The organism is Saccharothrix sp. NRRL B-16348, from assembly GCF_001280085.1.
Lineage (GTDB): Bacteria > Actinomycetota > Actinomycetes > Mycobacteriales > Pseudonocardiaceae > Actinosynnema.
In genome coordinates this window covers 94,870-116,690 of sequence record NZ_LGED01000217.1, presented here as the reverse complement: position 1 = coordinate 116,690, position 21,821 = coordinate 94,870, and the positions used below count along the sequence as shown (strand labels likewise).

General features: G+C 72.3%; 18 protein-coding genes and 2 tRNA genes. 13 read left to right on the top strand and 7 right to left on the bottom strand.

The genetic code is table 11. The annotated features are described in order from the left end of the window. Positions 1 to 29: 29 nt before the first annotated feature. Positions 30 to 839 carry a DUF3152 domain-containing protein gene (locus ADK67_RS29570; protein WP_053719801.1) on the bottom strand — a complete coding sequence of 270 codons (810 nt, stop codon included), beginning with the start codon at positions 837 to 839 and terminating at the stop codon, positions 30 to 32. 79 nt (positions 840 to 918) lie between these two features. On the opposite strand from ADK67_RS29570, the gene ADK67_RS29565 reads away from it, so the two are divergent. Both ADK67_RS29565 and ADK67_RS29560 read left to right on the top strand, forming a co-directional pair. Next, positions 919 to 1,584 carry a response regulator transcription factor gene (locus ADK67_RS29565; RefSeq protein WP_053719889.1) on the top strand — a complete coding sequence of 222 codons (666 nt, stop codon included), beginning with the start codon at positions 919 to 921 and terminating at the stop codon, positions 1,582 to 1,584. Next, on the top strand, positions 1,581 to 3,320 hold the full coding sequence (locus tag ADK67_RS29560; protein WP_053719800.1) for a sensor histidine kinase: 1,740 nt from the start codon (positions 1,581 to 1,583) through the stop codon (positions 3,318 to 3,320). Before ADK67_RS29565 ends, ADK67_RS29560 begins: the two co-directional genes overlap by 4 nt. A 3-nt stretch (positions 3,321 to 3,323) precedes the next feature. Here ADK67_RS29560 and ADK67_RS29555 read toward each other — a convergent pair whose 3' ends face one another. Beyond that, on the bottom strand, positions 3,324 to 3,980 hold the full coding sequence (locus tag ADK67_RS29555; protein WP_053719799.1) for a pentapeptide repeat-containing protein: 657 nt from the start codon (positions 3,978 to 3,980) through the stop codon (positions 3,324 to 3,326). A gap of 289 nt (positions 3,981 to 4,269) precedes the next feature. Here ADK67_RS29555 and ADK67_RS29550 point away from each other — a divergent pair. The 3 genes from ADK67_RS29550 to ADK67_RS29540 all read left to right on the top strand — a co-directional run bounded on the left by ADK67_RS29550 (position 4,270) and on the right by ADK67_RS29540 (position 4,938). After that, positions 4,270 to 4,343: transfer RNA gene (locus ADK67_RS29550), tRNA-Leu, on the top strand. Between the two features lie 4 nt (positions 4,344 to 4,347). Beyond that, positions 4,348 to 4,423 (top strand) — tRNA-Leu (locus ADK67_RS29545). Between the two features lie 83 nt (positions 4,424 to 4,506). Continuing rightward, positions 4,507 to 4,938, top strand: a complete 432-nt coding sequence (locus tag ADK67_RS29540) for a PPOX class F420-dependent oxidoreductase (protein WP_053719798.1) — start codon at positions 4,507 to 4,509, stop codon at positions 4,936 to 4,938. 59 nt (positions 4,939 to 4,997) lie between these two features. On the opposite strand, the gene ADK67_RS29535 is transcribed toward ADK67_RS29540, so the two are convergent. From ADK67_RS29535 to ADK67_RS29525, 3 genes are read right to left on the bottom strand one after another with little or no spacing between them, the layout of a single operon-like run. Further along, on the bottom strand, positions 4,998 to 5,585 hold the full coding sequence (locus ADK67_RS29535; protein ID WP_053719797.1) for a nitroreductase family protein: 588 nt from the start codon (positions 5,583 to 5,585) through the stop codon (positions 4,998 to 5,000). 25 nt (positions 5,586 to 5,610) lie between these two features. Further along, positions 5,611 to 8,280, bottom strand: coding sequence for a poly(A) polymerase (locus ADK67_RS29530; protein WP_053719796.1), 2,670 nt, complete (start codon positions 8,278 to 8,280; stop codon positions 5,611 to 5,613). Continuing rightward, positions 8,280 to 9,941 (bottom strand): RNA ligase family protein, encoded by a 1,662-nt coding sequence (locus tag ADK67_RS29525; RefSeq protein ID WP_053719795.1) that lies wholly within the window; start codon positions 9,939 to 9,941, stop codon positions 8,280 to 8,282. Before ADK67_RS29525 ends, ADK67_RS29530 begins: the two co-directional genes overlap by 1 nt. A 189-nt stretch (positions 9,942 to 10,130) precedes the next feature. On the opposite strand from ADK67_RS29525, the gene htpG reads away from it, so the two are divergent. Then, complete coding sequence (gene htpG, locus ADK67_RS29520; protein ID WP_053719888.1) at positions 10,131 to 11,951, top strand: molecular chaperone HtpG; 1,821 nt, start codon at positions 10,131 to 10,133, stop codon at positions 11,949 to 11,951. A 49-nt stretch (positions 11,952 to 12,000) separates the two neighbouring features. On the opposite strand, the gene ADK67_RS29515 is transcribed toward htpG, so the two are convergent. Further along, positions 12,001 to 12,888 carry an alpha/beta fold hydrolase gene (locus tag ADK67_RS29515; RefSeq protein WP_053719794.1) on the bottom strand — a complete coding sequence of 296 codons (888 nt, stop codon included), beginning with the start codon at positions 12,886 to 12,888 and terminating at the stop codon, positions 12,001 to 12,003. Positions 12,889 to 12,981: 93 nt separating this feature from the next. Here ADK67_RS29515 and ADK67_RS29510 point away from each other — a divergent pair, with 93 nt between their 5' ends. From ADK67_RS29510 to ADK67_RS29485, 6 genes are all read left to right on the top strand, one after another. Beyond that, entirely contained in the window at positions 12,982 to 13,839 is an 858-nt protein-coding gene (locus tag ADK67_RS29510; RefSeq protein WP_053719793.1) for a helix-turn-helix transcriptional regulator, read from the top strand. A gap of 165 nt (positions 13,840 to 14,004) precedes the next feature. Further along, entirely contained in the window at positions 14,005 to 14,916 is a 912-nt protein-coding gene (locus tag ADK67_RS29505) for an SDR family oxidoreductase (RefSeq protein ID WP_053719792.1), read from the top strand. Position 14,917: 1 nt separating this feature from the next. Further along, a complete protein-coding gene (locus tag ADK67_RS29500) occupies positions 14,918 to 15,811 on the top strand; it encodes an amidohydrolase family protein (protein WP_053719791.1) in 894 nt (297 codons plus the stop codon). Beyond that, positions 15,808 to 16,266 (top strand): MaoC family dehydratase, encoded by a 459-nt coding sequence (locus ADK67_RS29495; RefSeq protein WP_053719790.1) that lies wholly within the window; start codon positions 15,808 to 15,810, stop codon positions 16,264 to 16,266. The genes ADK67_RS29500 and ADK67_RS29495 overlap by 4 nt, the downstream gene beginning before the upstream one ends. A gap of 10 nt (positions 16,267 to 16,276) precedes the next feature. After that, positions 16,277 to 17,581, top strand: a complete 1,305-nt coding sequence (locus ADK67_RS29490) for an MFS transporter (protein WP_053719789.1) — start codon at positions 16,277 to 16,279, stop codon at positions 17,579 to 17,581. 13 nt (positions 17,582 to 17,594) lie between these two features. Continuing rightward, positions 17,595 to 19,121: an acyl-CoA synthetase gene (locus tag ADK67_RS29485; protein ID WP_053719788.1), complete on the top strand. Its 1,527-nt coding sequence runs from the start codon at positions 17,595 to 17,597 to the stop codon at positions 19,119 to 19,121. 242 nt (positions 19,122 to 19,363) lie between these two features. Here the strand turns inward: ADK67_RS29485 and ADK67_RS29480 are convergent, their stop codons facing one another. Then, positions 19,364 to 20,146 (bottom strand): IclR family transcriptional regulator, encoded by a 783-nt coding sequence (locus tag ADK67_RS29480; RefSeq protein ID WP_053719787.1) that lies wholly within the window; start codon positions 20,144 to 20,146, stop codon positions 19,364 to 19,366. 124 nt (positions 20,147 to 20,270) lie between these two features. Between ADK67_RS29480 and ADK67_RS29475 the strand changes: the two genes are divergently transcribed. Beyond that, positions 20,271 to 21,440 (top strand): 4-hydroxybenzoate 3-monooxygenase, encoded by a 1,170-nt coding sequence (locus tag ADK67_RS29475; RefSeq protein WP_053719786.1) that lies wholly within the window; start codon positions 20,271 to 20,273, stop codon positions 21,438 to 21,440. Positions 21,441 to 21,821 lie beyond the last annotated feature (381 nt).

The following is a 21,821-nucleotide window of genomic DNA, read 5'->3' as shown; positions in this document are numbered from 1 at the left end:
GCCGCACCCAGGACCCCAACGACCAAGACCTACGGGAACGGCCACCCGTTCGGCCGGCAGACCTTGCCGTCCGTCGGGATGGCCACCCCCTGGGGCACGCCCGCGATGATGGCGGCGACCTCGTCGTTCGACGTGCTGAACGTCTGCTGCATCATCACGGGCGCGAACCCGCCGTGCGCCGCGCAGGGCCGGTGCCCTTCGCCCAGCGCGTGCCCGACCTCGTGGTTGACCATGTACCGGCGGTAGGAGGTCAGGTCGCCGTCGAACGCGACCGCCCCGCGCACCCACCGCGCCGCGCTGAGGTGCACCAGGCCGCCGTTGCGGCACGACACGTCCACCGGGATCTCGTACCCGCACACCGCCCGGGCGGTGTTCTGCGAGGTCAGCCGGATCCGGATGGCCGCCGGTCCGGTCACCCGCTGGAACGCGACGTCACCGCGAGCCGTCCAGCCGCGCGGGTCGGACAGCGTCGCCTGCACGAAGTCCGCGAACCCCGGCTCGTCGTGGACCACACCGTCCTCGACCTCCACCGCGTACGTGCGCACGACACCCGTCCCGACCACCGGCGACGACCCCGGCACGACGTGGAACGTCCCGTGACCGCCGGTCGGGATCGGGCCGCCGTCGGGCAGGTCCGAGCTGGACGCGTAGACCTTCCTGGAGCTGGTGGTGGTCACCGCGGTCGTCGCCGTCGCCCGAACCGAAGCCGTCGTGGTCCGGTGCGTGGTCGTGACAGTCGTGACAGCCGATTGGGCGGTGGGGCGTTCGCCCGCGAACTGGACGCACGTCAACACCAGGGCGGTGACGGCACAGGCGAGCAGGACCACGCGGACGTTCATGTCCCCAAGATCGCGACGAACTGTGAAGAACCTGTTGTCGTCCTGCTCGATGGCCGTGAAGGTGGGCATACTCGCGGTCGTGTGCGCCCACATCCTCGTCGCCGAGGACAACCCCCACCAGGCCGAGCTCGTCCGCCGCTACCTGGAGCACGACGGGCACTCGGTGGTGGTCGTGCACGACGGCCGGTCGGCGATCGACGAGGCGCGCCGGCGCGACCCGGACCTGCTGGTGCTGGACGTGATGATGCCCGCGGTGGACGGGCTGGACGTGGTGCGCGTGCTGCGCGCCGACTCCGACGTGCCGATCGTGCTGCTCACCGCCCGGTCGGCGGAGGACGACGTGCTGCTCGGGTTCGACCTCGGCGCGGACGACTACGTGACCAAGCCGTTCCGGCCGCGCCAGCTCGTCGCCCGCGTCCGCACGATCCTGCGCCGCGCCGGCCGGGCCCGCGCCACGAACGCCGCCGTGCTCAAGGTCGGCGACATCGTGGTCGACCCGCTCCGGCACGAGGTGACGCTGGCCGGCGAGCCGGTCGCGCTGACGCCGATGGAGTTCCGGTTGCTGTCGACGCTGGCCGCCCAGCCGCACCGGGTGTTCACCCGCGGCCAACTGCTCCAGGACGGCTTCACCACCGAGCGGACGGTGGACGTGCACGTGGTGAAGCTGCGCCGCAAGATCGAGCACGACCCGCGCCGGCCGCGTCGGCTCCTGACCGTCTACGGGATCGGCTACAAGCTGGTATGAGCCTGCTCTTCCGCTTCTTCGCGGTGTCCTTGCTGATCGCGGGCACGTCCATCGCGGTCACCGCCTGGCTCGCCACCCAGGCCACCACCGGCAGCATCCGGCAGGAGCAGGGCGAGGCGCTGGCCACCGACGCGTCGATCTACGACCGGCTGCTCGGGTACGCGGCGGAGCACCCCGACTGGACGGGCGTGCGGTCCACGGTGGACGCGCTCGCGCGGGAGACCGGCCGGCGGATCGCGCTGACCGCGTGGGACCGCACGCCGATCGCGGACTCCGGTGACGCGGGCTCGCCGCAGCTGCCGGTGAACCCGACCGTCGTCGTGGACCCGTTGAACGTGAACCCGGTGCTCAAGCCCGGTGCCGTGGACGAGATCGACCCGCGTGCGGTGGGGCCGTTCAAGCTCACCCGGGAGGAGCGCGCCCACCTGCGCGAACGGGCCGAAGCCGCCGCCGCGTGCGACGGGCGGACCGTCCTGGTGCAGCCGAACGGCCGTCCGGTCCTGACGCGGGACAAGCCGCAGACGGTGATCGAAGACTGCGACTTCGACGATGTGCTGCACGGGCCGACCGAGACGGAGAACACCGCGGGCCACCGGCTGATCGAGCTGGTCGCGGACTGCCTGGGGAGCATGCCGGGCCTCAAGCCGTTCCCGCTGCCGTGGATGACACCGGACCTGCCCGAGTGGTACCGCCCGCCCCAGCTGACGGCGTCCGCCCAGGAGACGGCGTGCCTGGCCGCCGCCCGGCGGGAACAGCTCGCACCGCACGTCGCGCCCGCCGCCCTGCTGTTCCTGACCGAGCCGACGGGCGCCCGGCCGGCGACCGTCGACCTGTCCACGGCGGGCGTCACGCGCATCGCGTGGACGGCGCTGGGCATCCTCGCCCTGGCCGGGCTCGCGTCCTGGCTGACGGCCAACCACCTGGTCCGGCCGATCCGCGCGCTCACCGCGGCGACGCAGCGGATGGGCGCGGGCGACCGGGAGGTGCGGGTGACCGCGGCCAGGGGCGAGATCGGCGAGCTGGCCAGGTCGTTCAACGCGATGTCGGCCAAGCTCGCCGACACCGAGCGGCAGCGCCAGGCGCTGGTCGGCGACGTCGCGCACGAGCTGCGGACGCCGTTGAGCAACGTGACCGGGTGGCTGGAGGCGGCCCAGGACGGCGTCGCGGCGACCGACCAGCGGCTGGTGGCGCTGCTGGCGGAGGAATCCCTGGTGCTGCAACGGCTCGTGGACGACCTGCACGACCTGGCGCAGGCCGACGCGGGCACGTTGCGCCTGCACCCGGAGCCGATCGACGCGGCCGAGGTGGTCGAGCAGGTGGTGGCCGCGCACGCCAACGGCGACGTCACCGTCACCGCGCGGACCGAGGGCGAGCTGTTCCTGGTCGCCGACCCCGTGCGGCTGCGGCAGGCGGTGGAGAACCTGGTCACCAACGCGATCCGCTACACGCCGGCGGGCGGCACGGTGTCCGTCGAGGCCCACCTCGACCGCGGTGTGGTGATCGAGGTGGCCGACACCGGCGTGGGCATCGCGCCGGACGACCTGCCGCACGTGTTCGAGCGGTTCTGGCGGGCCGACAAGTCGCGCAGCCGCAGCACCGGCGGCAGCGGGCTCGGCCTCGCCATCACCCGGCACCTGGTGGAGGCGCACGGCGGCACGGTGACCGTCGCCGCCGAACCCGGCGTGGGCGCGACGTTCCGGATCACGCTGCCCGTGGTCACGCCGCCCGCGCCGTGATCGTCAGCTGTCCTTGACGGTGATGCCGAGCGTGTGGGCGAACGCCGGCGCGAGGTCGAGGGCCTGGGTGAAGGTGATCGTCGCGCCGCGCAGCGAGGCGAAACCGTTGCGGATGCCCAACTCGGCGGCGTCGCGGAGGTCCACCTTCTTCAGCTTCACGCCCTCGAACCGGAGGTCTTCGAGCGTCGAGCCGGGGAACGTGACGTCGGTGAGCTCGGCTTCGGTGAAGTCCACGTCCCGCAGGACGCAGTTGACGAACGCGACCTCGCGCAGTGACGCGCCGCGCAGGTTGACGGAGACGAGCTTGCAGCCGAAGAACGTGACGCGGCTCAGCCCGGCCTCGAACATCGCCACCCCGGCGAACGCGCTGTTCACGACTTCCGCGTCGAGCCACCCGGTCTCGGCCAGGTCGGTGCCGATGACCTGCACACCGTGCAGCCACACGTCGTTGAACCGCGACCGCCGCAGCGAGCCGTCGGTGAACCGGACGGTGGACAGCGCCGACTCGCTGAACCGCGTGTTGCCCGCCGCGAGGTCGGGGAACTCCTGGTCGGCGATGTGGACGACGTTGTAGTCCCCGCCCGACTCCAGTTGCCCGCCGTCGTGGTCTTCCAGGTAGGCGGCGAACGGCAGGTCCGCGAGTGCCCGTGGTTCCGACATACGGGGATCGTAGTCGTGGCCGCACGACCACGTACACTCCGCACGTCAGTCCTTTATGGACAAATCGTGGCGCGACAAATGCGTTGCGTTCCCTGGTGAGTCCCGTGCAGACTGGTCCCACACCACAGCGGAAGGGCGGGAGTCATGACGGACGTGCGGCAGTGCGAACTCCTGCTCCTGCTCGGCTGTGCGGACTCCCCGCCGTGACCTGAACGCGTCCGGCATGCGGGAGCCGCCCATCGGGAGACCGATCCGGGCGGCTTCGTCGTTTCACCGAGCCGATTCGCTCGCGGTTCTAGCCCAAGTGGTAGAGGCGTCTGGTTGAGGGCCAGTCCAGTCGGGGTTCGAATCCCCGGAACCGCACCGAGCCCCTGTAGCCCAACGGAAGAGGCAACGCGCTCAGAACGCGTCCGGTCCAGGTTCGAATCCTGGTAGGGGCACCACGATCGCTCACGGCGAGCTGATTCACCGGAAAGAGTGGAGAAAGTCGGGAATACCCGGCCGTTGATCCCGGGTTGGTGCGGGCATGACCGACACCACATTCGACCCTCGCACGTTGCTGGCCAAGAGCAAGCTCGGCGTGCTCGCCACGATCAAGGCCGACGGCCGACCGCAGTTGTCGCCGGTCCTGCCGTCGTACGACAAGGCCGCCGACGTCATCAAGGTGGCCACCGGCGCCGGGACCGCCAAGATCGCCAACCTGCGCCGCGACCCGCGGGTCTCGCTCGAGGTGACCAGCGAGGACGGTGGCGCGTGGGCCACGGCCGAGGGCACGGCGACGATCATCGGCCCGGGCGCCGACCCGAACGGCCCCGAGGTGGAGGCGCTGGTGGAGTACTACCGCGCCGCCGCCGGCGAGCACCCCGACTGGGACGAGTACCGGACGGTCATGGTGTCGGACCGGCGCGTGCTCGTGACGATCGAGATCGACAAGGTGTACGGCGAGAAGGTCAACTGACCGCGGCCGTGCGGTTCCCGGGGTCGACGCCCGGGAACCGCACGCCGGCGCTGACCCGCCTACCACCGCCCGAAGTGCACGGCGTCCTCGAACGGCCGGCGCTTGCGGGTCCACGGTGACGCGCCCGCCGAGACGTCCTCCTCGGCGCCGTGCCCGATCGCGATGGCGCCGATCGGCACGTGGTCCGCGGGCACGCCGAACTCCTCGCGCACCCGGTCGAAGTCCTCCTCGGCGATGCCGAAGTACACCGCGCCGAGCCCTTCGTCGACCGCGGTCTGCAGGATCAGCAGCACGGCCATCCCGGTGTCGATGTACCAGAACGGCACCGGCCAGTGGTCCTCGCTGCGATCGGTCCACCCCTTGTCCGGCTCGGCGTACCGGTCCAGGTAGGCGTCCTTCACCGCGAACGCGACCACGAGCACCGGCGCGGTCTTGGCCGTGTCGTTGGTCCACAGCTGCTGGACGGACTCGTGGAAGGCCGCCGTCTCCTCGCCGCGCAGCACGAGGAACGCCTGACCCTGCGAGTACCCGGCCGACGGGCCGCGCAGCGCGTTGCGCATGATCCGCCGCACGCTCTCGTCCGACACCGGCTCGTCGGTGAACTTTCGCACCATCCGCCTGCGTCGGACCACGTCCTGGAACTCCACGAAACCCCCTCCGGTCGGCGTGGGCTCAGCGCAGGGTCGGGACGTCGCCGTTGCCCGCCCGGACGACCTCGACACCGCGCAGCCCGGTCCTCCACGAGGCAACCACATCGGCGAGCACGGCGGGAGACACCGGGCGCTTGCCCAACCCGATCGCGTAGCGCACCGCGTCCGGCGTGCGTTCGACCGGCCGTGGCCACGCGTGCGCGTCCGGCGTGCCGGCCAGCTCCAACGCGGTGAGCAACGCCCGCAGCCGGCCGCGCACCGGGCCGACCAGGTCGTGCGGCACGGTGACCAGCGCCCACGCCGCGTGCGCGCGGTGCGCGTCGGGTGGCGCGGACAGCCCGGGAGCACCGGCTTCGACGATCTCCCACGCCCGGTACAGCTCGGCCGTCAGCAGGTCCCGGAACCCCGGGCCGACCTGCTCGGTGCACGAGCGGACGGGCGCGGTCGGCGTCATGATCGTCATCGGCGCGCCGGTGCGTTCGGGTGACGTCACCAGCCCGATCGGGTCACGCCAGTCCCACGCCGCCCAGGTCGCGAAGAACCCGGCGAGCAGGTCCGGCCCGGCCCACTCGCGCACGGTCCGCGCCGCGAGCACCGACCACGCCAGCCCCGGCACACCCCCGAACGGCGCCGAGTCCAGCCCACGGGCCCGTGCCCACGCCTTGACCGCACGCGCGAGCCGCGCGAAGTCCTCGTGCCGCCCACCGACCGCCGCCCGCACCGCCTCCGCGTCCTCGACCGCGCTCAGCGCCACCCCGTCTCCGGCGGCCACCGCGAGGTCCACGCCGAGCCCGTCCACGACCAGGCGGAAGCCTGGCGAGCGGGCGCCGACCACGGGCCGGACGGCCACCCCGGGCAGCGCGGTGGCCACCCGTTCGGCGACCGTCGCCGGCTCGGCGACCTCGGCGACCAGGTCGAGGTCCGCGTCGGGCAACCCGCACCCCATCCGCCGCGAGCCGACGACGTGCACCACGTCCAAGGCGGCTGACAACGCACGGGTGACGCGCTCGGCCACCGCGTCCAGCGACGGTCCCGGCGGGGTGGTGGGCTCCTCGAACCACCGCACCTCGCCGGTGCCCAGTGCCACCGCCGCGCGGGGCAGCATCGGGCCGTCACCGCGCCTGGACAGGACCACCACCTCGTCCACCCGACCCGACCACGCACCGATCCGCTCCGCCGCCTGCCGTGCCCCGGTCCGCCCAGCCGCCTCCCGCGACCCGCCGACCGTCAGGTGCGGGGTGAAGTCGTCCCTGGTCCGGCAAGCGGGGAACGGTAGGCGCACCGCGTCGTGCAGCGCGGTCCACGGCGTGACACCGGCGGCGGCCGGGTCGAGCCACACCACGCCCGGCCCGAAGTCGCGCACGCCGTCCACCAGCACCGGGAACGGGGGCACGGCGGCGACCGCCTCGGACAGCAGCGGCACGGCGCGGTCGAAGTCGGCTTCCGGGACGAACCCGAACAGCAGCGTCACGTGCGGCGGCCACCGGTCGGCCCGGTGGTCGTGCTCCCGCCGCACCCGCTCGACCTCCTCCCACGGCCCCGGCAGCCACACCACGGCGGTCCGCGGCGTCGGCGGCGAGTCGAGCACGTCGGCGGCCACGGAAGGCGCGACGGCCGCCAGCCGCGCCAGCACCCCGTAGTGGTCGGAGGCGAACAGGCCGTCGACGGGCCGGTCACCGACCAGGTCCGCCCCGACGCACCGCGACCCGCCGCGCACGAACACCCGGTCCAGCCGCGACCGCCGCCCGGACAGCGAGGACACCGCGGCCAGCGGGTTCACCACCGGGTCGAACGTCGGCGGCTCGTCGTCACGCGCCTCCAGCCACGCGTCGCGCATCCCGAGCGCGGCGGCCGGCCGCCGTCCACCGTCGTTGAAGTCGCCGACCAGCACCACGTCGCCCTCCACCCCGGCGAACGCCTCCGCGACCCGCCCGAGCTGCGCGCGCCGCTTGGCCGGCCCGTTCGCGGTGTGGTCGCTGGTCAGGTGGGTGGCCGCGACGACGAGCGGCCCGCCGCCGGTCTCGACCACGATCGCGCTGACGGCCTTGTGCGCGCCCAGCGGGAACCGCGCGGCCTCCAGCACCGGCAACCGGCTCAATACCACCAGGCCCGTGCGGTCGACGTCCGGTCCGGTCGGGTCGACGTCGAGCGTGTAGTGCGCGCGCACCCACGGCTGGGCGATGAGCGCCGCGAGCAGGTCGGGTTCGACCTCCTGCAACGCGATGACGTCCGCGTCGGCCGCCGCCAGTTCGCCGAACAGCAGGGGACGGCGGCGGGCTGTGTCGATGCGGTCGCTGTCGTAGCGGTCCCACAGGACGTTCCAGGTCAAGACCGTGGTGAACGGCCGCGGCACCGTGGGCAGCGGCTCGGCGGGTACCCAGCCGTGCAGCGGATCCCAGGCGTGCGGGGTGCTCGCGGTGAACAGCGGCGCACGCAGCCGGCGCGGCGCCCGCACCCGGCCCGCCGCCGACTCGCCCACGCGGTCCAGCCCGGTCGCCCGGTCCCACACCACCTCGCCGTCCGCCTCCACGAACAGCACGCGGTGCCACGGCACCTCGCCTCCCGGCGTGAACGACGGCAACGCGACCCGCTTGGGCCGCGCCCCGCGCTGCTGCACGCCGAGCACGAACCGCGCCGGGTCGAACCGCGGGTCCCAGCGGACCTGGTGGTAGACCTCCTCGCTGGTGCGCATCACGCCTCCCCGGCGGCGTCCGCGGACTCCACCGCGCCGTCCGCGCCGAGGTACCAGGTCCGGTGGGCGTGCCACGGGTAGGGCGGGCTGAACCGGCGGACCTGCGCGTCGAGCACCGCGGCCGGCACGGCGTGCGCCCGCGTCCCGTTGCGCCGGGCGACCTCCCGCTCGTCGACCAACACGACCGCGTGCGTCACCATCGCATCGTGCCGCCGTGCGACCGCGTGCACCACAGCGCGCTGCTGCTCGACCAGCGAAGTCGCGTCCCACACCACGGTCCGGTGCGCGCGCAGCGCGGCGTCGAGCCGGTCGAGGCCCGCCCGCAGCACCTTGGCGTTGGCCCGCTGGTCCGCCCGATCACCCGCCTCCTCGCGCAGGTCGTCCAACGACACGCGGACGTCCACGTCCGGCAACCCGGCGGCGAACGTCGACTTGCCGCTGCCCGACAACCCCACCAGGTGCACGAGCACCGGGAAGTCGCCGGACCGCCACCGCCACGTCGCGGCGACGGCCTCCTCCACGTCCAGCACCCGCCCGGCCCGGATGCTCGCGTCACGCGCCTCGGCCCAGCACCGCTGCGCCGCCACCCCCGACAGCCGCAACCCCGCGCGCAGCCGGTCGAACGACCCGACGTCCTCCGCGTGCAAGGCGGACCAGGCCACGTGGTCCCGCTCCTCCCTGCCGGTCGCGACGGCGGCCGACACGGCGTGCAGCACGTCGAGGTCGACCGCGGTCGACAGGCGCAGCAACCCGGCCCGCCGCGCCTCGTCGGGGAACGGCCGGTGCGGCAGCCGGTGCAGCCCGACCAGGTCGCCGACGCGCCGCGCCACACCCACCCCGACCGGACCGGCCAACAGCGACATCACCCGACCGCGCCGGACCCGGTGCAGCGCCGCCGCCAGCACGCCCGCCAGCCGGGCGTCCCCGGTCACGGGCGTGGCCGCGACCTCCTCGGCCGGCTCCACCTCGCCGTCGACCCCGACCGCTCCGAGCAGCGCGGACACGTCGAACGGCGCACCCGACCGCACGTCCCACAGCACGGACCCGGGCCCGAGCCCGTTCTCCACGACCGGCGCCGTCATCCAGTGCGTGTCGGTCCGCACGTGGTGCGCGCGCACCCACTTCGCCACCCGCCGCCCGAACCCGTCCCGCTCGAACCCCTCGACGGTCCGCACGACGAACCCCTCCTGCCGCGCCGTGTCGACGCGCAGCCGGCGCAACGCCCGCTCGTCGAACACCCCGCGCCACAGCACCGGGGGCACGGGCACGCCCAGGTCGCGCAGGAACCGCACCGTCCGGTCCCAGTCGAGGCAGCGGTCGCCGTCCCACACGGAGAACCCGTAGAACCAGCTCTCCAGGTCGTCGTACCCGATCGAGTGACGTGCGTAGACGTTCTCGCCGCAGATCCGCCACCCGGCGGGCAGCCGCGCCCCGATCCGCCCCTGGAGCCCCTTGACCCACGACCGGGACGGGTGGTGCGCCGAATCGAGCGACCGCGCGTGCACCCCGTCCGCGTACAGGGTGGTGTTCTCCCCGTCGAGCTTCTCGGTGACCACCACCTCACGGCCCCGCAGCGCGTCCAGGTCGGCGACCCGCACGTCGTCCGCCGACGCGCCGGGCGACCACGGCAGGTGCGGCGTGCGCGGGTACGGCGTGCGCATGACCCCTCCCACCACTGGATTCCGGGGATGAACGATAGAGAGGCCCACCCCGGTGATCGACCGGTTTTCGGTAGCGCGCCGGCCGGTCGGCGCGACTGGATACGATGACGGGTCGTCGGAGGTCGGAGAGAAAGGACGAACGTGGAAACGCTCGAGTTCCAGTCGGAGGCGCGTCAGCTCCTGCGGCTGATGATCCACTCGGTCTACTCGAACAAGGACACGTTCCTGCGCGAGCTGGTGTCCAACGCCTCGGACGCGCTGGACAAGCTCAGGCTGGAGACGTTCCGGGACAAGGACCTGGTCGCGGACACGTCGGACCTCCACGTCGCCATCGAGGTGGACCGGGAGGCGCGCACGCTCACCATCCGCGACAACGGCATCGGCATGACCCGCGAGGACGTGATCGGGCTCATCGGCACGATCGCCAAGTCCGGCACCGCCGAGTTCCTGCAGAAGCTGAAGGAGTCGAAGGACTCCGCCGCCTCGCAGGACCTCATCGGCCAGTTCGGCATCGGCTTCTACTCCTCGTTCATGGTCGCCGACAAGGTCACGCTGGTGACCAGGCACCCGCGCGCGGAGGGCGTCCGGTGGGAGTCCACCGGCGAGGGCACCTACACGATCGAGGACGTCGACGACGCGCCGCAGGGCACGTCCGTCACCCTGCACCTCAAGCCGGCCGACCCCGAGGACCACCTCGCCGACTACACGTCGACCGCGAAGATCACCGAGATCGTCAAGAAGTACGCCGACTTCATCACCTGGCCCATCAGGATGGCGAAGGAGGACGGCGCCGAGCCGGCCACGATCAACTCGCGCAAGGCGCTGTGGGCGCGGCCCGCCTCCGAGGTCACCGAGGACGAGTACGCCGAGTTCTACCGGCACGTCAGCCACGACTGGAACAAGCCGCTCGAGACGATCCGCATGCACGGCGAGGGCGTGTTCGAGTACCAGGCGCTGCTGTTCATCCCGTCCCAGGCGCCGCTCGACCTGTTCATGCGCGAGCGCAAGCGGGGCGTGCAGCTCTACGTCAAGCGCGTCTTCATCATGGACGACTGCGAAGAGCTGATGCCGGAGTACCTCCGGTTCGTCAAGGGCGTGGTGGACGCCCAGGACCTGTCGCTCAACGTGTCCCGCGAACTGCTCCAGCACGACCGCCAGATCCAGCAGGTGCGCCGCCGGCTGGTGAAGAAGGTGCTGTCGACCGTCAAGGGCATGATGACCGGCAAGCCCGAGGCGTACGAGACGTTCTGGCGCGAGTTCGGCGGCGCGGTCAAGGAAGGCCTGCTCGCCGACCCCGACAACCGCGACGCGATCCTCGACATCGCCTCGTTCGCCTCCACGGCCGACGCGGAGAAGCCGACCACGCTCGCCGGCTACGTCGAGCGGATGAAGGACGACCAGCGGCACATCTACTACATGACCGGCGACTCGCGGGCCACCGTGGAGAACTCGCCGCACCTGGAAGCGCTGCGGGCCAAGGGCTTCGAGGTGCTGATCCTCACCGACCCGATCGACGAGATGTGGGTCGACGCGGTGCCGGGGTACCGGGAGAAGACGTTCCAGTCGATCGCCAAGGGGCAGGTCGACCTGGAGACCGACGAGGAGAAGGCGCAGGCGGAGGAGCGGCAGAAGGACTTCGCCGACTTCCTGACGTGGATGACGACCACCCTGGCCGACAAGGTCAAGGAGGTGCGGCTGTCGTCGCGGCTCACCACGTCGGCCGCGTGCGTGGTCGGCGACGCGCACGACCTGACCCCGACCCTGGAGAAGATGTACCGGGCGATGGGCCAGGAGTTGCCGCCGGTCAAGCGGATCCTGGAGCTGAACCCCGACCACGCCCTGGTGTCCGGCCTGCACAAGGCCTTCGCCGACCGCGGCGGCGACGACGCGTCGCTCGCCGAGTCGGCCGAGCTGCTCCACGGCATGGCGCTGCTCGCCGAGGGCGGCGACCTGCCCGACCCGTCCCGCTTCGTCCGGCTGATGTCGGAACACCTGGAGCGCGCTCTCTGACGTGCCGCGCCGGTGGCGGTCACGCGGTGGCCGCCACCGGCGCGCGGGCTCATCCGGGTCGAGCGGCCGTGCGCCGGACGAAGTCCAGCACCCGTCCGACGACGTGGGCGCGGTCCTCCGGGCGCAGCGTCACGTCGTGGCCCGCGTCCGGCAGGGTGTCGACGTCGGCGCGGGGCAGCAGCGCCCGGAGGCGGTCGGCGGCGGCGACCGAGTCCTGCACGGTGCCGCGTGCGCCGAAGACGGCCAGCACGGGCACCCGCACCGACCGGATCTCGTCGTCGGTGGGACGCGCCTGGAACGGCACCCGCGGCCGGTAGGTGCGGATCGCGGTGAGCACCAGCCGCGCGTCCGGCCGGTGCGCGACGTCCGCGCCGGCGGACCGCCGCAGGAAGCGCCGCCACAGCCACTCCTGGTCGAGCACGCCCGCGACCAGGCCGAACAGGACCACGGACCGGCGGAACGGCGCGGTCACCGTGGTCGGGTCGAGCACGCCGACCGACGCGATCCGGTCCGGCGCGTGGATGGCCTGGTTGAGCGCGTGCCACCCGCCGGTGGAGGCGCCGACCAGGTGCACGTCGGTGAGCCCCAGGCGGTCGAGCACGTCGTCGAGGCACCGCGCGCGGTCCGGGAGGTCCTGGAACGGCGCGGTGTGCACGCTCCGGCCCGCCTCGCCCAGGGTGTCGACGGTGTACACCGGGTGGTGCGCCGCGAGCGCCGGGATCAGGTGCGCGTAGCACGCCGACGTGGCCATGAGACCCGGCAGCAGCACGATCGGTGGCGCGTCGCCGAGGCCGAACCGGTAGACCCGGGTGGTGCCGTGCCGGGTCTCGACGTCGAGCACGCCGTCCGGTGTCGGGCACTCGGCCATCGCCCGGTCGTACGCGGCGAAGTACCGCGCCCGGGCCTCCGGATTCCTGAACTCGCCAATCCCTGACATGAGCGATCCCCTTCCGTGCGAAGGAGATCGACCCTAAGGACCGCGCCGCCGGTCGTCTTGGAAGAAAGTAAGGTGGCCGGCGGGGGAGGGCCGATGGCCGAGTGGTCGCTGGTGGTGCCGCGCCGGGACGTCGTGCGGACGCCGGCCGAACGCGTCTTCGGCCGACCCGACCCGAGGCTGGCCGGCCACGTGCTGACCTACGCCGCGCACGACTACCGGCGGATGGACCTGACGCCCTGGCGGGTGGCGCCGCTCGGCGTGGTGGTGGTGTCCGTCGAGCTCGAAGCGCCGCCGGTCCGCCGCGCCACCGCGCCGGACCCCGAGGCGGGCCGGGACGTGCCGACGTCACCGGTCCTGGGGCTGCGGGACCGGCCGTGGACGGTGGAGCAGGCGGGGCCGTCGCGGGGGATCACCATCGCGATGACCCCCGCCGGCGCCTACGCGTTGTTCGGCCTGCCCCTGCGGGAGTTGGCCAACACCGCCGTCGGGCTGGACGACCTGCTCGGCGCGGGGGCGCACCTGCTGGCCGAGCGGATCGCCGGGGCTCCCGACTGGACGGCCCGGTTCCGGCTCCTGGACGACTACCTGGCCGCACGGGTGCGACACGGCCCCGTCCTGGCCAGGCAGGTGCACGGCGCGTGGCACCGGTTGACCGAGACGGCCGGTCGCCTGCGCGTCGAAGCGCTCGCCGACGAGGTGGGCTGGACCCGCCAACACCTCGGCACCCGGTTCCGCGAGCAGATCGGCCTGACACCCAAGACCTTCGCCCGGGTCGCGCGGCTCCACCACGCCGCGTCGCTGCTGACGGCGGCGTCACCGCCCGCGTGGGCGGACGTCGCGCGCACGTGCGGCTACGCCGACCAGGCCCACCTCAACCGCGACTTCCGCACGCTCACCGGCTGCACGCCCACCGAGTTCCTCACCGACACGGCCTCCCGCGCCACGCGGTGAACCGGAAGCCGGACCTCTCGAAGACCCGCCTGCCCGTCCCTGTCGCGGGCGGGTGAAACGCCGTAAGCCTTCCCGGTGGACATCCCGCCGGTGAGGACCGACGCCGGGAAACGATATTGGGCAGACTCTGGACGGCCGTCACGAAAGTGCCGTAACTTCGCCGTCATGGAACTGCGAGGGAAGGTCGCCGTGGTCACCGGCAGTGGCCGTGGTCTGGGCCGGGCGTACGCGGAAGCCTTGGCACGAGCGGGCGCGGCGGTCGTGGTCAACGACGTGGACGCCGACGCGGCGGCCGCGGCCGTGAAGACGATCGAGGCGGAGGGCGGGCGCGCGGTCGCCGTGGTCGCGCCGGTCGGTCCGACCGCGACCGCCGACCGGCTGGTCACGACCGCCGTCGACGAGTTCGGCGGGCTCGACGTCATGGTCACCAACGCGGGCATCCTGCGCGACCGGGTGCTCTGGAAGATGTCCGACGAGGACTTCGACGCGGTGGTCGACGTGCACCTGCGCGGCACGTTCACCTGCGCCCGCGCGGCGGCCGTCCGGATGCGGGAGCAGGGCCGGGGCGGCAGCCTGGTGCTGATCTCGTCGCCCGCCGGCCAGCGCGGCAACTTCGGACAGACCAACTACGCGGCGGCGAAGGCGGGCATCGTCGCCATGGCCCGCACGTGGGCGATGGAGCTGGCCCGCGCGGAGATCGCGGTCAACGCCGTGGTGCCGGTCGCCGCGACCGAGATGACCCGGACCATCCCGGCGTTCGCGCCCGTCATCGAGGAGGCCGAGCGCACCGGCGCGCCGTTCCCGGACTGGCTGCGCAAGGACGAGGGCCTCGGCACGGTCGAGGACGTCGCGTCGTTGATCGTCTTCCTGGCCTCCGACGCGGCACGGCGGATCACGGGCCAGGCCATCGGCATCGGCGGCGACCGGCTCGCCCTCTGGGCGCACCCGCACGAGAAGGCGGTGGCGCTCGCCGACGGCGGGTGGACCGCGGACGCCATCGCCGAGTCGTGGGCGACCGGTGTCGGCGCGGAACCGGAGACCTACGGCATCCCCGCCCCGAACCCGCCGGCGGTCTGACGTGGACCTCGCCTTGGACGACCTCGTGGCCATCGACGTCCACACCCACGCCGAGGTGTCGAAGGACGGCCACTCGTCGTTGAGCCCCGAGCTGCTGGCCGCGTCCGAGAAGTACTTCGGGGCGCACGGCCACCGGCAGCCCACGATCGACGAGACCGCCGCGCACTACCGGGAACGGCGGATGGCGGCGGTGGTCTTCACGGTCGACGCCGAGCACGCCACCGGCCACCCGCGCATCCCGAACGAGGAGGTCGCGGAGAACTGCGCCGAGCACCCCGACGTGCTGATCCCGTTCGCGAGCGTCGACCCGTGGAAGGGCCGGGCGGGCGCGCGGGAGGTGCGCAGGCTGGTCGAGCGGCACGGCGTGCGCGGCTTCAAGTTCCACCCCAGCCTCCAGGGCTTCGCGCCGAACGACCCGATGGCGTACCCGTTGTACGAGGTCATCGAGGAACTCGGCGTGCCCGCGCTGTTCCACACCGGGCAGACCGGGATCGGCGCGGGCGTGCCCGGTGGCGGTGGAATCCGCCTGAAGCACTCCAACCCCATGCTGGTGGACGACGTGGCCGTCGACTTCCCGGAGCTGCGGATCGTCCTGGCGCACCCCTCGTTCCCCTGGCAGGACGAGGCCTTGGCGGTGGCCACGCACAAGCCGCACGTGTACATCGACCTGTCCGGGTGGTCGCCCAAGTACTTCCCGCCGCAGCTCGTCCGCTACGCCAACTCGCTGCTGCAGGACAAGGTGCTGTTCGGCTCGGACTACCCGGTGATCACACCGGACCGCTGGCTGGCCGACTTCGAGGCGCTCGACCTCAAGCCCGCCGTCCGGCCCAAGATCCTCAAGCTCAACGCGGCCAGGCTGCTCGGCCTCGACACCACGGACTCGGAGCGCACATGACCACCACCGCGAACGGCCCGGCGGAACTCCTCGCGCTGGCCGGGCAGGACCTCGGGCACACCGGGTGGCGTGAGATCACCCAGGACCGGGTCGACACCTTCGCCGACGCCGCCGACGACCACCAGTGGATCCACGTCGACCCGGAACGGGCGGCCACCGGGCCGTTCGGCACGACCATCGCGCACGGCTACCTCACGTTGTCGCTGATCATCCCCATGTTCGGGGAGCTGCTGGCCATCGACGGCGTCCGGATGAGCGTCAACTACGGGCTGGAGAAGGTGCGCTTCCCCAACCCGGTGCGCGTCGGCGACAAGATCAGGCTCGCGGGCCGCGTCGTCTCGGCGGACGAGGTCGCGGACGGCGGCGTCCAGCTGGTGCTGGACTTCACCGTCGAGATCGACGGCACGGAAAAGCCGGCGTGCGTCGCGCGCGCCGTGTACCGGCACTACCCCTGAGGGGGCCACCATGTCGACCACGCAGAACGCACCCAACGTCCAACTCCGCCGCGCCGTCGCGTCGAGCTTCCTCGGCAGCGTGATCGAGTACTACGACTTCCTGCTCTACGCCACGGCGTCCGCGGTGGTGTTCAACAAGGTCTTCTTCTCGTCCCTCGACCCGGTCGTGGCGACCATCGCGAGCTTCGGCACGTTCGCCACCGGCTACCTGGCCCGCCCGCTCGGCGGGGTCCTGTTCGGGCACTTCGGCGACCTGTTGGGCCGCAAGCGGATGCTCGTGCTGACCATGACGTTGATGGGCGTGGCCAGCTTCCTCATCGGACTGCTGCCCACCTACGCCCAGGTGGGCGGGCTCGCGCCGGTCGGCCTGGTCGTCCTGCGCGTGGTGCAGGGCATCGCGGTCGGCGGCGAGTGGGGCGGCGCGGTGCTGATGTCCGCCGAGCACGCCACCCGCAGGCGCGGGCTGTGGGCCGGGTTCACCAACGCGGGCGCGCCGTGCGGGATGGTGCTGTCGACGTTGGCGCTGACGGCGACCGCCGCCCTGGTGGGTGAGCGGGCGTTCCTGGAGTGGGGCTGGCGGATCCCGTTCCTGATCAGCATCGTGCTGCTCGGCGTCGGGCTGTTCGTGCGGCACCGGGTCGAGGAGACGCCGGCGTTCCAGGCGGTGCGGGAGGCGGGCGTCAAGCGGCGCGTGCCGGTGGTGGAGGTGCTGCGCGACCACCCGCGCGTGCTGCTGCTGGGCATCGGCGTGGGGCTGGCCGCGTTCGTCTCGCAGTCGACGTTGACGACGTTCGTGCTGGCGCACGGGGTGGCGGCCGGTCACGCGCGGCAGACCGTGCTCAACGCGCTCACGCTGTCCTCCGCCTGCGCCGTCGTGGGCATCCTCGGGTGGGCGGCCGCGTCGGACCGGTTCGGTCGGCGGCCGGTCGTGGTGGCGGGCGCCATCGCGATGGCGGTGTACTCGTTCGTGCTGTTCCCCTTGGTGGACAGCGGTGACACGGTGTTGCTGACCGTCGCGCTGGTGCTGGGCCAGGCGGTGATCCACCCGATGATGTACGGGCCGCTCGCGGCTCTCTACAGCGAGCTGTTCAGCACGGAGAACCGCTACACGGGCGCGTCGCTCGGCTACCAGATCGCGGGGCTCGGCGCGGGTGTCGCGCCGCTGCTGTTCGCCGGGATCCAGCGGTCGACCGGCGGACAGGGGCTGACGCTCATCTCGGCCACCATCGCCGGGTTCTGCCTGCTCACCGTCGTGTGCGTGCTGGCGTTGAAGGAGACCGGCACGCGTGATCTCAAGTCGGTCGCCGTTTCCTGACAGGAGGGCCGAAGTGCGGAACTCGGGGCTCGGGAGCTGGCCGTACCGGCGGGCGCGGATGTCGCCGGGACGGGTCGCGGTGGTCCACTCCGGACAGCTGACGTACGCGGAGCTGGCCGTGCGCGTGACGCGCTTGGCGCACCGGTTGCGCGCGGCGGGCGTGGGGCCGGGGGACAGGGTCGCCTACCTGGGGCCCAACCACCCGTCGTTCGTCGAGACGATGTTCGCCGCGCACGTGCTCGGCGCGATCTTCGTGCCGGTGAACTTCCGCCTCACCGCGCCCGAGGTGCGGTACGTGCTGGCGGACTCGGAGCCGTCGGTGCTGGTGCACGGGCCGGGGTTCGCGGACGTCGTGCGCTCGGCGTTCTCCGGTGCGGTCGTCGCGGTGGATTCGAGGTACGAGGAGTGGCTGGCTGCCGGTTCTGACGAGCCGATCGACGAGGCCGTGGCGGCCGAGGACGTCGCCCTCATCCTCTACACGTCCGGCACGACGGGTCGCCCGAAGGGTGCGATGCTCACGCACGCCAACCTGATCTGGAACACCTACAACCTGCTGGTGGGCGTGGACGTCACCAGTACCGAGTGCACGCTGGTGTCCGCGCCGCTGTTCCACGTCGCCGCGCTCGCGCAGACGTTGCTGCCCACGTTCATCAAGGGCGGCACGGCGGTGATCACCTCGTCGTGGGACGTCGATCGGGTGTACGACCTCATCGAGCGTGAGCGGGTCACGCTGACGTTCGGCGTGGCCACCATGTATGCCGACCTGGCTGCGTCACCGCGTTGGGCGACCGCCGACCTGTCGTCGTTGCGGCACCTGCTGTGCGGCGGCGCGTCCGTGCCCGACTCACTCATCCGCGCCTACCAGGAGCGGGGACTGACGTTCTGCCAGGGCTACGGCCTCACCGAGACCGCGCCCGGTGCGACGTTCCTGGAGGCGGGGGAGAGCGTCCGCAAGGTCGGGTCGGCGGGGGTGCCCGTGTTCTTCGGCGAGGTCCGGGTCGCGCGTGCCGAAGGGGTGGACGCCGCGGTTGACGAGCCGGGCGAGGTGCAGGTCCGCGGGCCGAACGTCACTCCCGGCTACTGGCGCGACCCCGGCGCGACGGCCGCCGCGTTCCTGCCGGACGGGTGGTTCCGCACCGGCGACATCGGGCGGTTCGACGGCGACGGCCACCTGCACGTGGTGGACCGGCTGAAGGACATGTTCATCTCCGGCGGCGAGAACGTCTACCCGGCCGAGGTGGAGAACGCGCTGGTCGAACACCCGGCCGTGGTGGAAGCCGCCGTCGTCGGCGTGCCGGACCCGCGGTGGGGCGAGGTCGGCCGGGCGTTCGTGCGGTACGCCGCCGGCGGCGGGCCGACGCGGGAGGAGCTGCGCGAGTTCCTGCTCGCCCGCCTGGCCAAGTACAAGGTGCCGGTGCACGTCGACGTGGTCGAACGCCTGCCGCGCACCGGCTCGGGCAAGGTCCGCAAGGCCGACCTGCGCGCACTCCCCCTCCCCACCCCCGACCCCGACCGCTCACCCCACGCATCCCGAACGTAGAACTCACACACCCCGAACGTAGGACTCTCGCCCCCTGAACGTAGGACTCACGCACCCTGAGCGTTCGACACGCCCAACCTGAACGTTCGACACGCGCGTTCTGAACGTAGGACACGCGCGTTCTGAACGTAGGACACGCGCGAGAGTCCTACGTTCGCGTCGCGCGTGTCGTACCTTCAGGTCGCGCGTGTCCTACGTTCGGAACGACCGTGTCCTACGTTCAGGTTGGGTGAGTTCAACGCTCAGGTTGGGCGGACGGCGCGGTGGGGTGCGGTGTCCAGCCGTCGTGCGATCGCGTCCGCCGCGGCACGCAGGTCCGGCACCAGGCGGTGCAGGTCGGTGCGGACCGAGCGGACCACGATGCCCAGGGCGCCGGCCGGCTCGTGGCCGTCCGCCGGGATGGCGACGGCGACCGAGCACGAGCCGAGCGTCATCTCCTCGTTGGTCAGCGCGTACCCGCGTTCGGCCGTCGCACGCAGCTCGCGCGCCAGCCGTGCCCCCTCGGTGATCGTGTACCGCGTGCAGCGGCGCAGGGGGCGTTCGAGGTAGCCGCGCACGAACTCCGGGTCGGCGCGCGCGAGCAGGGCCTTGCCGACGCCGGTCGAGTGCAACGGCAGCCGTGCGCCGGTGCGGGAGATGATGGGCACCGAGCGGTGACCGGAGAGCTTCTCCACGTACAGCGCGTCGAAGCCGTCGTGCACGGCGAGGTGGATGTTCTCGCGCGTCGCCTCGTAGAGGTCCTGCATGAACGGCAGCGCGACCTCCCGCAGCCGACCGGCCACCGGCGCCAGCGTCGCCGCCTCCCACAGCCGCAGGCCGATGTTGTAGTGCCCGTCCGCGTCACGTTCCAGCGCGCCCCACGTGACCAGTTCGCCCGCCAGCCGGTGGGCCGTCGCCAACGGCAGGTCGGCGCGCCGCGCCAGCTCGGTCAGCTTCAGCCGCGGCTGCTCGGCGTCGAACACGCCCAGCAGCGCCAGCGCCCGCCCGGCCATCGATCGCCGGTGCCCGTCGCGGTTGACCGCCATGCTGGTTCTCCTTCGAACGCCGGGCACCGAACGTAACCGCGAGGCCGCACCGGAATCACCGCCACTTTCACCCAGTGGAAGTCGATCCTTGGCGAACGGTCGCGCGTCGCCCTTGGGTTGACCCATGCGAACGAGAGTTGGAATCGTCGGGGCCGGCCCGGCCGGCCTGGTGCTGTCCCACTTGCTGGCCGAACGCGGGATCGACTCCGTGGTCGTCGAGACGCGCGGCCGTGCGGCGATCGAGCAGACGATCCGCGCCGGTGTCCTGGAACAGGGCACGGTGGAGCTGCTGACCGCGATGGGCGTCGGCGCGCGTGCGCTGGCCGAGGGCGCGCGGCACGAGGGGATCGAGCTGCGGTTCGGCGGCGAGGGCCACCGGATCGACTTCACCGGGCTCACCGGCCGGGCGGTCTGGCTCTACCCGCAGCACGAAGTGCTCAAGGACCTGATCGCGGCACGGCTCGCGGCCGGCGCCGACATCCGGTTCGAGGCGAGCGACGTGGCGCTGCACGGCATCACGTCCGACGAGCCGGTCCTCTCGTTCACCGACGCCGACGGCACGCCGGTGGAGCTGCGCTGCGACGTGATCGCCGGCTGCGACGGCTCCTCGGGCATCAGCAGGCGCGCCGTGCCCGACGGCGAGCGCACGGACTACTTCCGCGCCTACCCGTTCGGGTGGTTCGGCATCCTGGCGGAGGCCCCACCGTCCTCGAAGGAGCTGATCTACGCCCACTCCGAGCGCGGGTTCGCGCTGATCAGCACGCGGACGCCCCAGGTGCAGCGGATGTACTTCCAGTGCGACCCCGACGAACGGGCCGACGACTGGAGCGACGACCGGATCTGGGCCGAGCTGAACGCCCGGGTCGCGGGCAACGGGTTCAGCCTGGCGGAGGGCCGCATCTTCGACCGGGGCGTGATCCCGATGCGCAGCTACGTGTGCGAGCCGATGCGGCACGGCCGGTTGTTCCTGGCCGGCGACGCCGCGCACGTCGTGCCGCCCACCGGCGCGAAAGGACTCAACCTCGCGGTGGCCGACGTCGTCGTGCTCGCCCGCGCGCTGGCCGACCACTTCGCCACCGGGTCCACCGAGTCGCTGGACGCCTACGGACCGACCGCGGCCCGGCGCGTGTGGCGGGCGCAGCACTTCTCGTGGTGGATGACGTCGATGCTGCACACCGACCCGGCCGGTTCGCCGTTCGACGTCAAGCGGCAGCTCGGCGAGCTGGAACTGGTCACCTCCAGCACGGCCGCCGCCACGCACCTCGCCGAGGCGTACACGGGCTGGCCGCTGTAGCCCTGCCCGTGAACGACCGTGTCATGCCCCTGAACGAGTCGGCCCAGGTGCGATCGGCGTAATCCACCTGCCGGTAATCGGACCAGGCGGACCGATAAAGTTGCGAATCTTCTTTCGAACAGTTTCGAACCCTGCCGAATATTGCCCAGGGCGTCATCGAACGGTGGTCGGTATCGGTTCAGGGGCAGCACGATATGCCGTCTCAACAGGGGTTTCGCGGTCTCGGGCCGACTTGTGTCGGGCTGTTTCGCTGGCGCCCACCCGGCCGCCTACCTGCGAGACTGTTGCACAGGGGCCTGCGCGGGGTCGCAAGGTTGCCGTGTTTCAGTGCTTGCCAGACCTATCTGTTTCGGTTAATACTTCTAAAAGTTTCAGGCTGGC

What these genes read in the sequence shown, in the direction of transcription:
- ADK67_RS29530 (WP_053719796.1), bottom strand. Translation starts at nt 8,280, where the DNA reads ATGCGCACCAGCGAGGAGGTCTACCACCAGGTCCGCTGGGACCCGCGG.
- ADK67_RS29570 (WP_053719801.1), bottom strand. Translation starts at nt 839, where the DNA reads ATGAACGTCCGCGTGGTCCTGCTCGCCTGTGCCGTCACCGCCCTGGTG.
- ADK67_RS29475 (WP_053719786.1), top strand. Translation starts at nt 20,271, where the DNA reads ATGCGAACGAGAGTTGGAATCGTCGGGGCCGGCCCGGCCGGCCTGGTG.
- ADK67_RS29540 (WP_053719798.1), top strand. Translation starts at nt 4,507, where the DNA reads ATGACCGACACCACATTCGACCCTCGCACGTTGCTGGCCAAGAGCAAG.
- ADK67_RS29560 (WP_053719800.1), top strand. Translation starts at nt 1,581, where the DNA reads ATGAGCCTGCTCTTCCGCTTCTTCGCGGTGTCCTTGCTGATCGCGGGC.
- ADK67_RS29480 (WP_053719787.1), bottom strand. Translation starts at nt 20,146, where the DNA reads ATGGCGGTCAACCGCGACGGGCACCGGCGATCGATGGCCGGGCGGGCG.
- ADK67_RS29505 (WP_053719792.1), top strand. Translation starts at nt 14,005, where the DNA reads ATGGAACTGCGAGGGAAGGTCGCCGTGGTCACCGGCAGTGGCCGTGGT.
- ADK67_RS29510 (WP_053719793.1), top strand. Translation starts at nt 12,982, where the DNA reads ATGGCCGAGTGGTCGCTGGTGGTGCCGCGCCGGGACGTCGTGCGGACG.
- ADK67_RS29495 (WP_053719790.1), top strand. Translation starts at nt 15,808, where the DNA reads ATGACCACCACCGCGAACGGCCCGGCGGAACTCCTCGCGCTGGCCGGG.
- htpG (WP_053719888.1), top strand. Translation starts at nt 10,131, where the DNA reads ATGATCCACTCGGTCTACTCGAACAAGGACACGTTCCTGCGCGAGCTG.
- ADK67_RS29525 (WP_053719795.1), bottom strand. Translation starts at nt 9,941, where the DNA reads ATGCGCACGCCGTACCCGCGCACGCCGCACCTGCCGTGGTCGCCCGGC.
- ADK67_RS29490 (WP_053719789.1), top strand. Translation starts at nt 16,277, where the DNA reads ATGTCGACCACGCAGAACGCACCCAACGTCCAACTCCGCCGCGCCGTC.
- ADK67_RS29515 (WP_053719794.1), bottom strand. Translation starts at nt 12,888, where the DNA reads ATGTCAGGGATTGGCGAGTTCAGGAATCCGGAGGCCCGGGCGCGGTAC.
- ADK67_RS29555 (WP_053719799.1), bottom strand. Translation starts at nt 3,980, where the DNA reads ATGTCGGAACCACGGGCACTCGCGGACCTGCCGTTCGCCGCCTACCTG.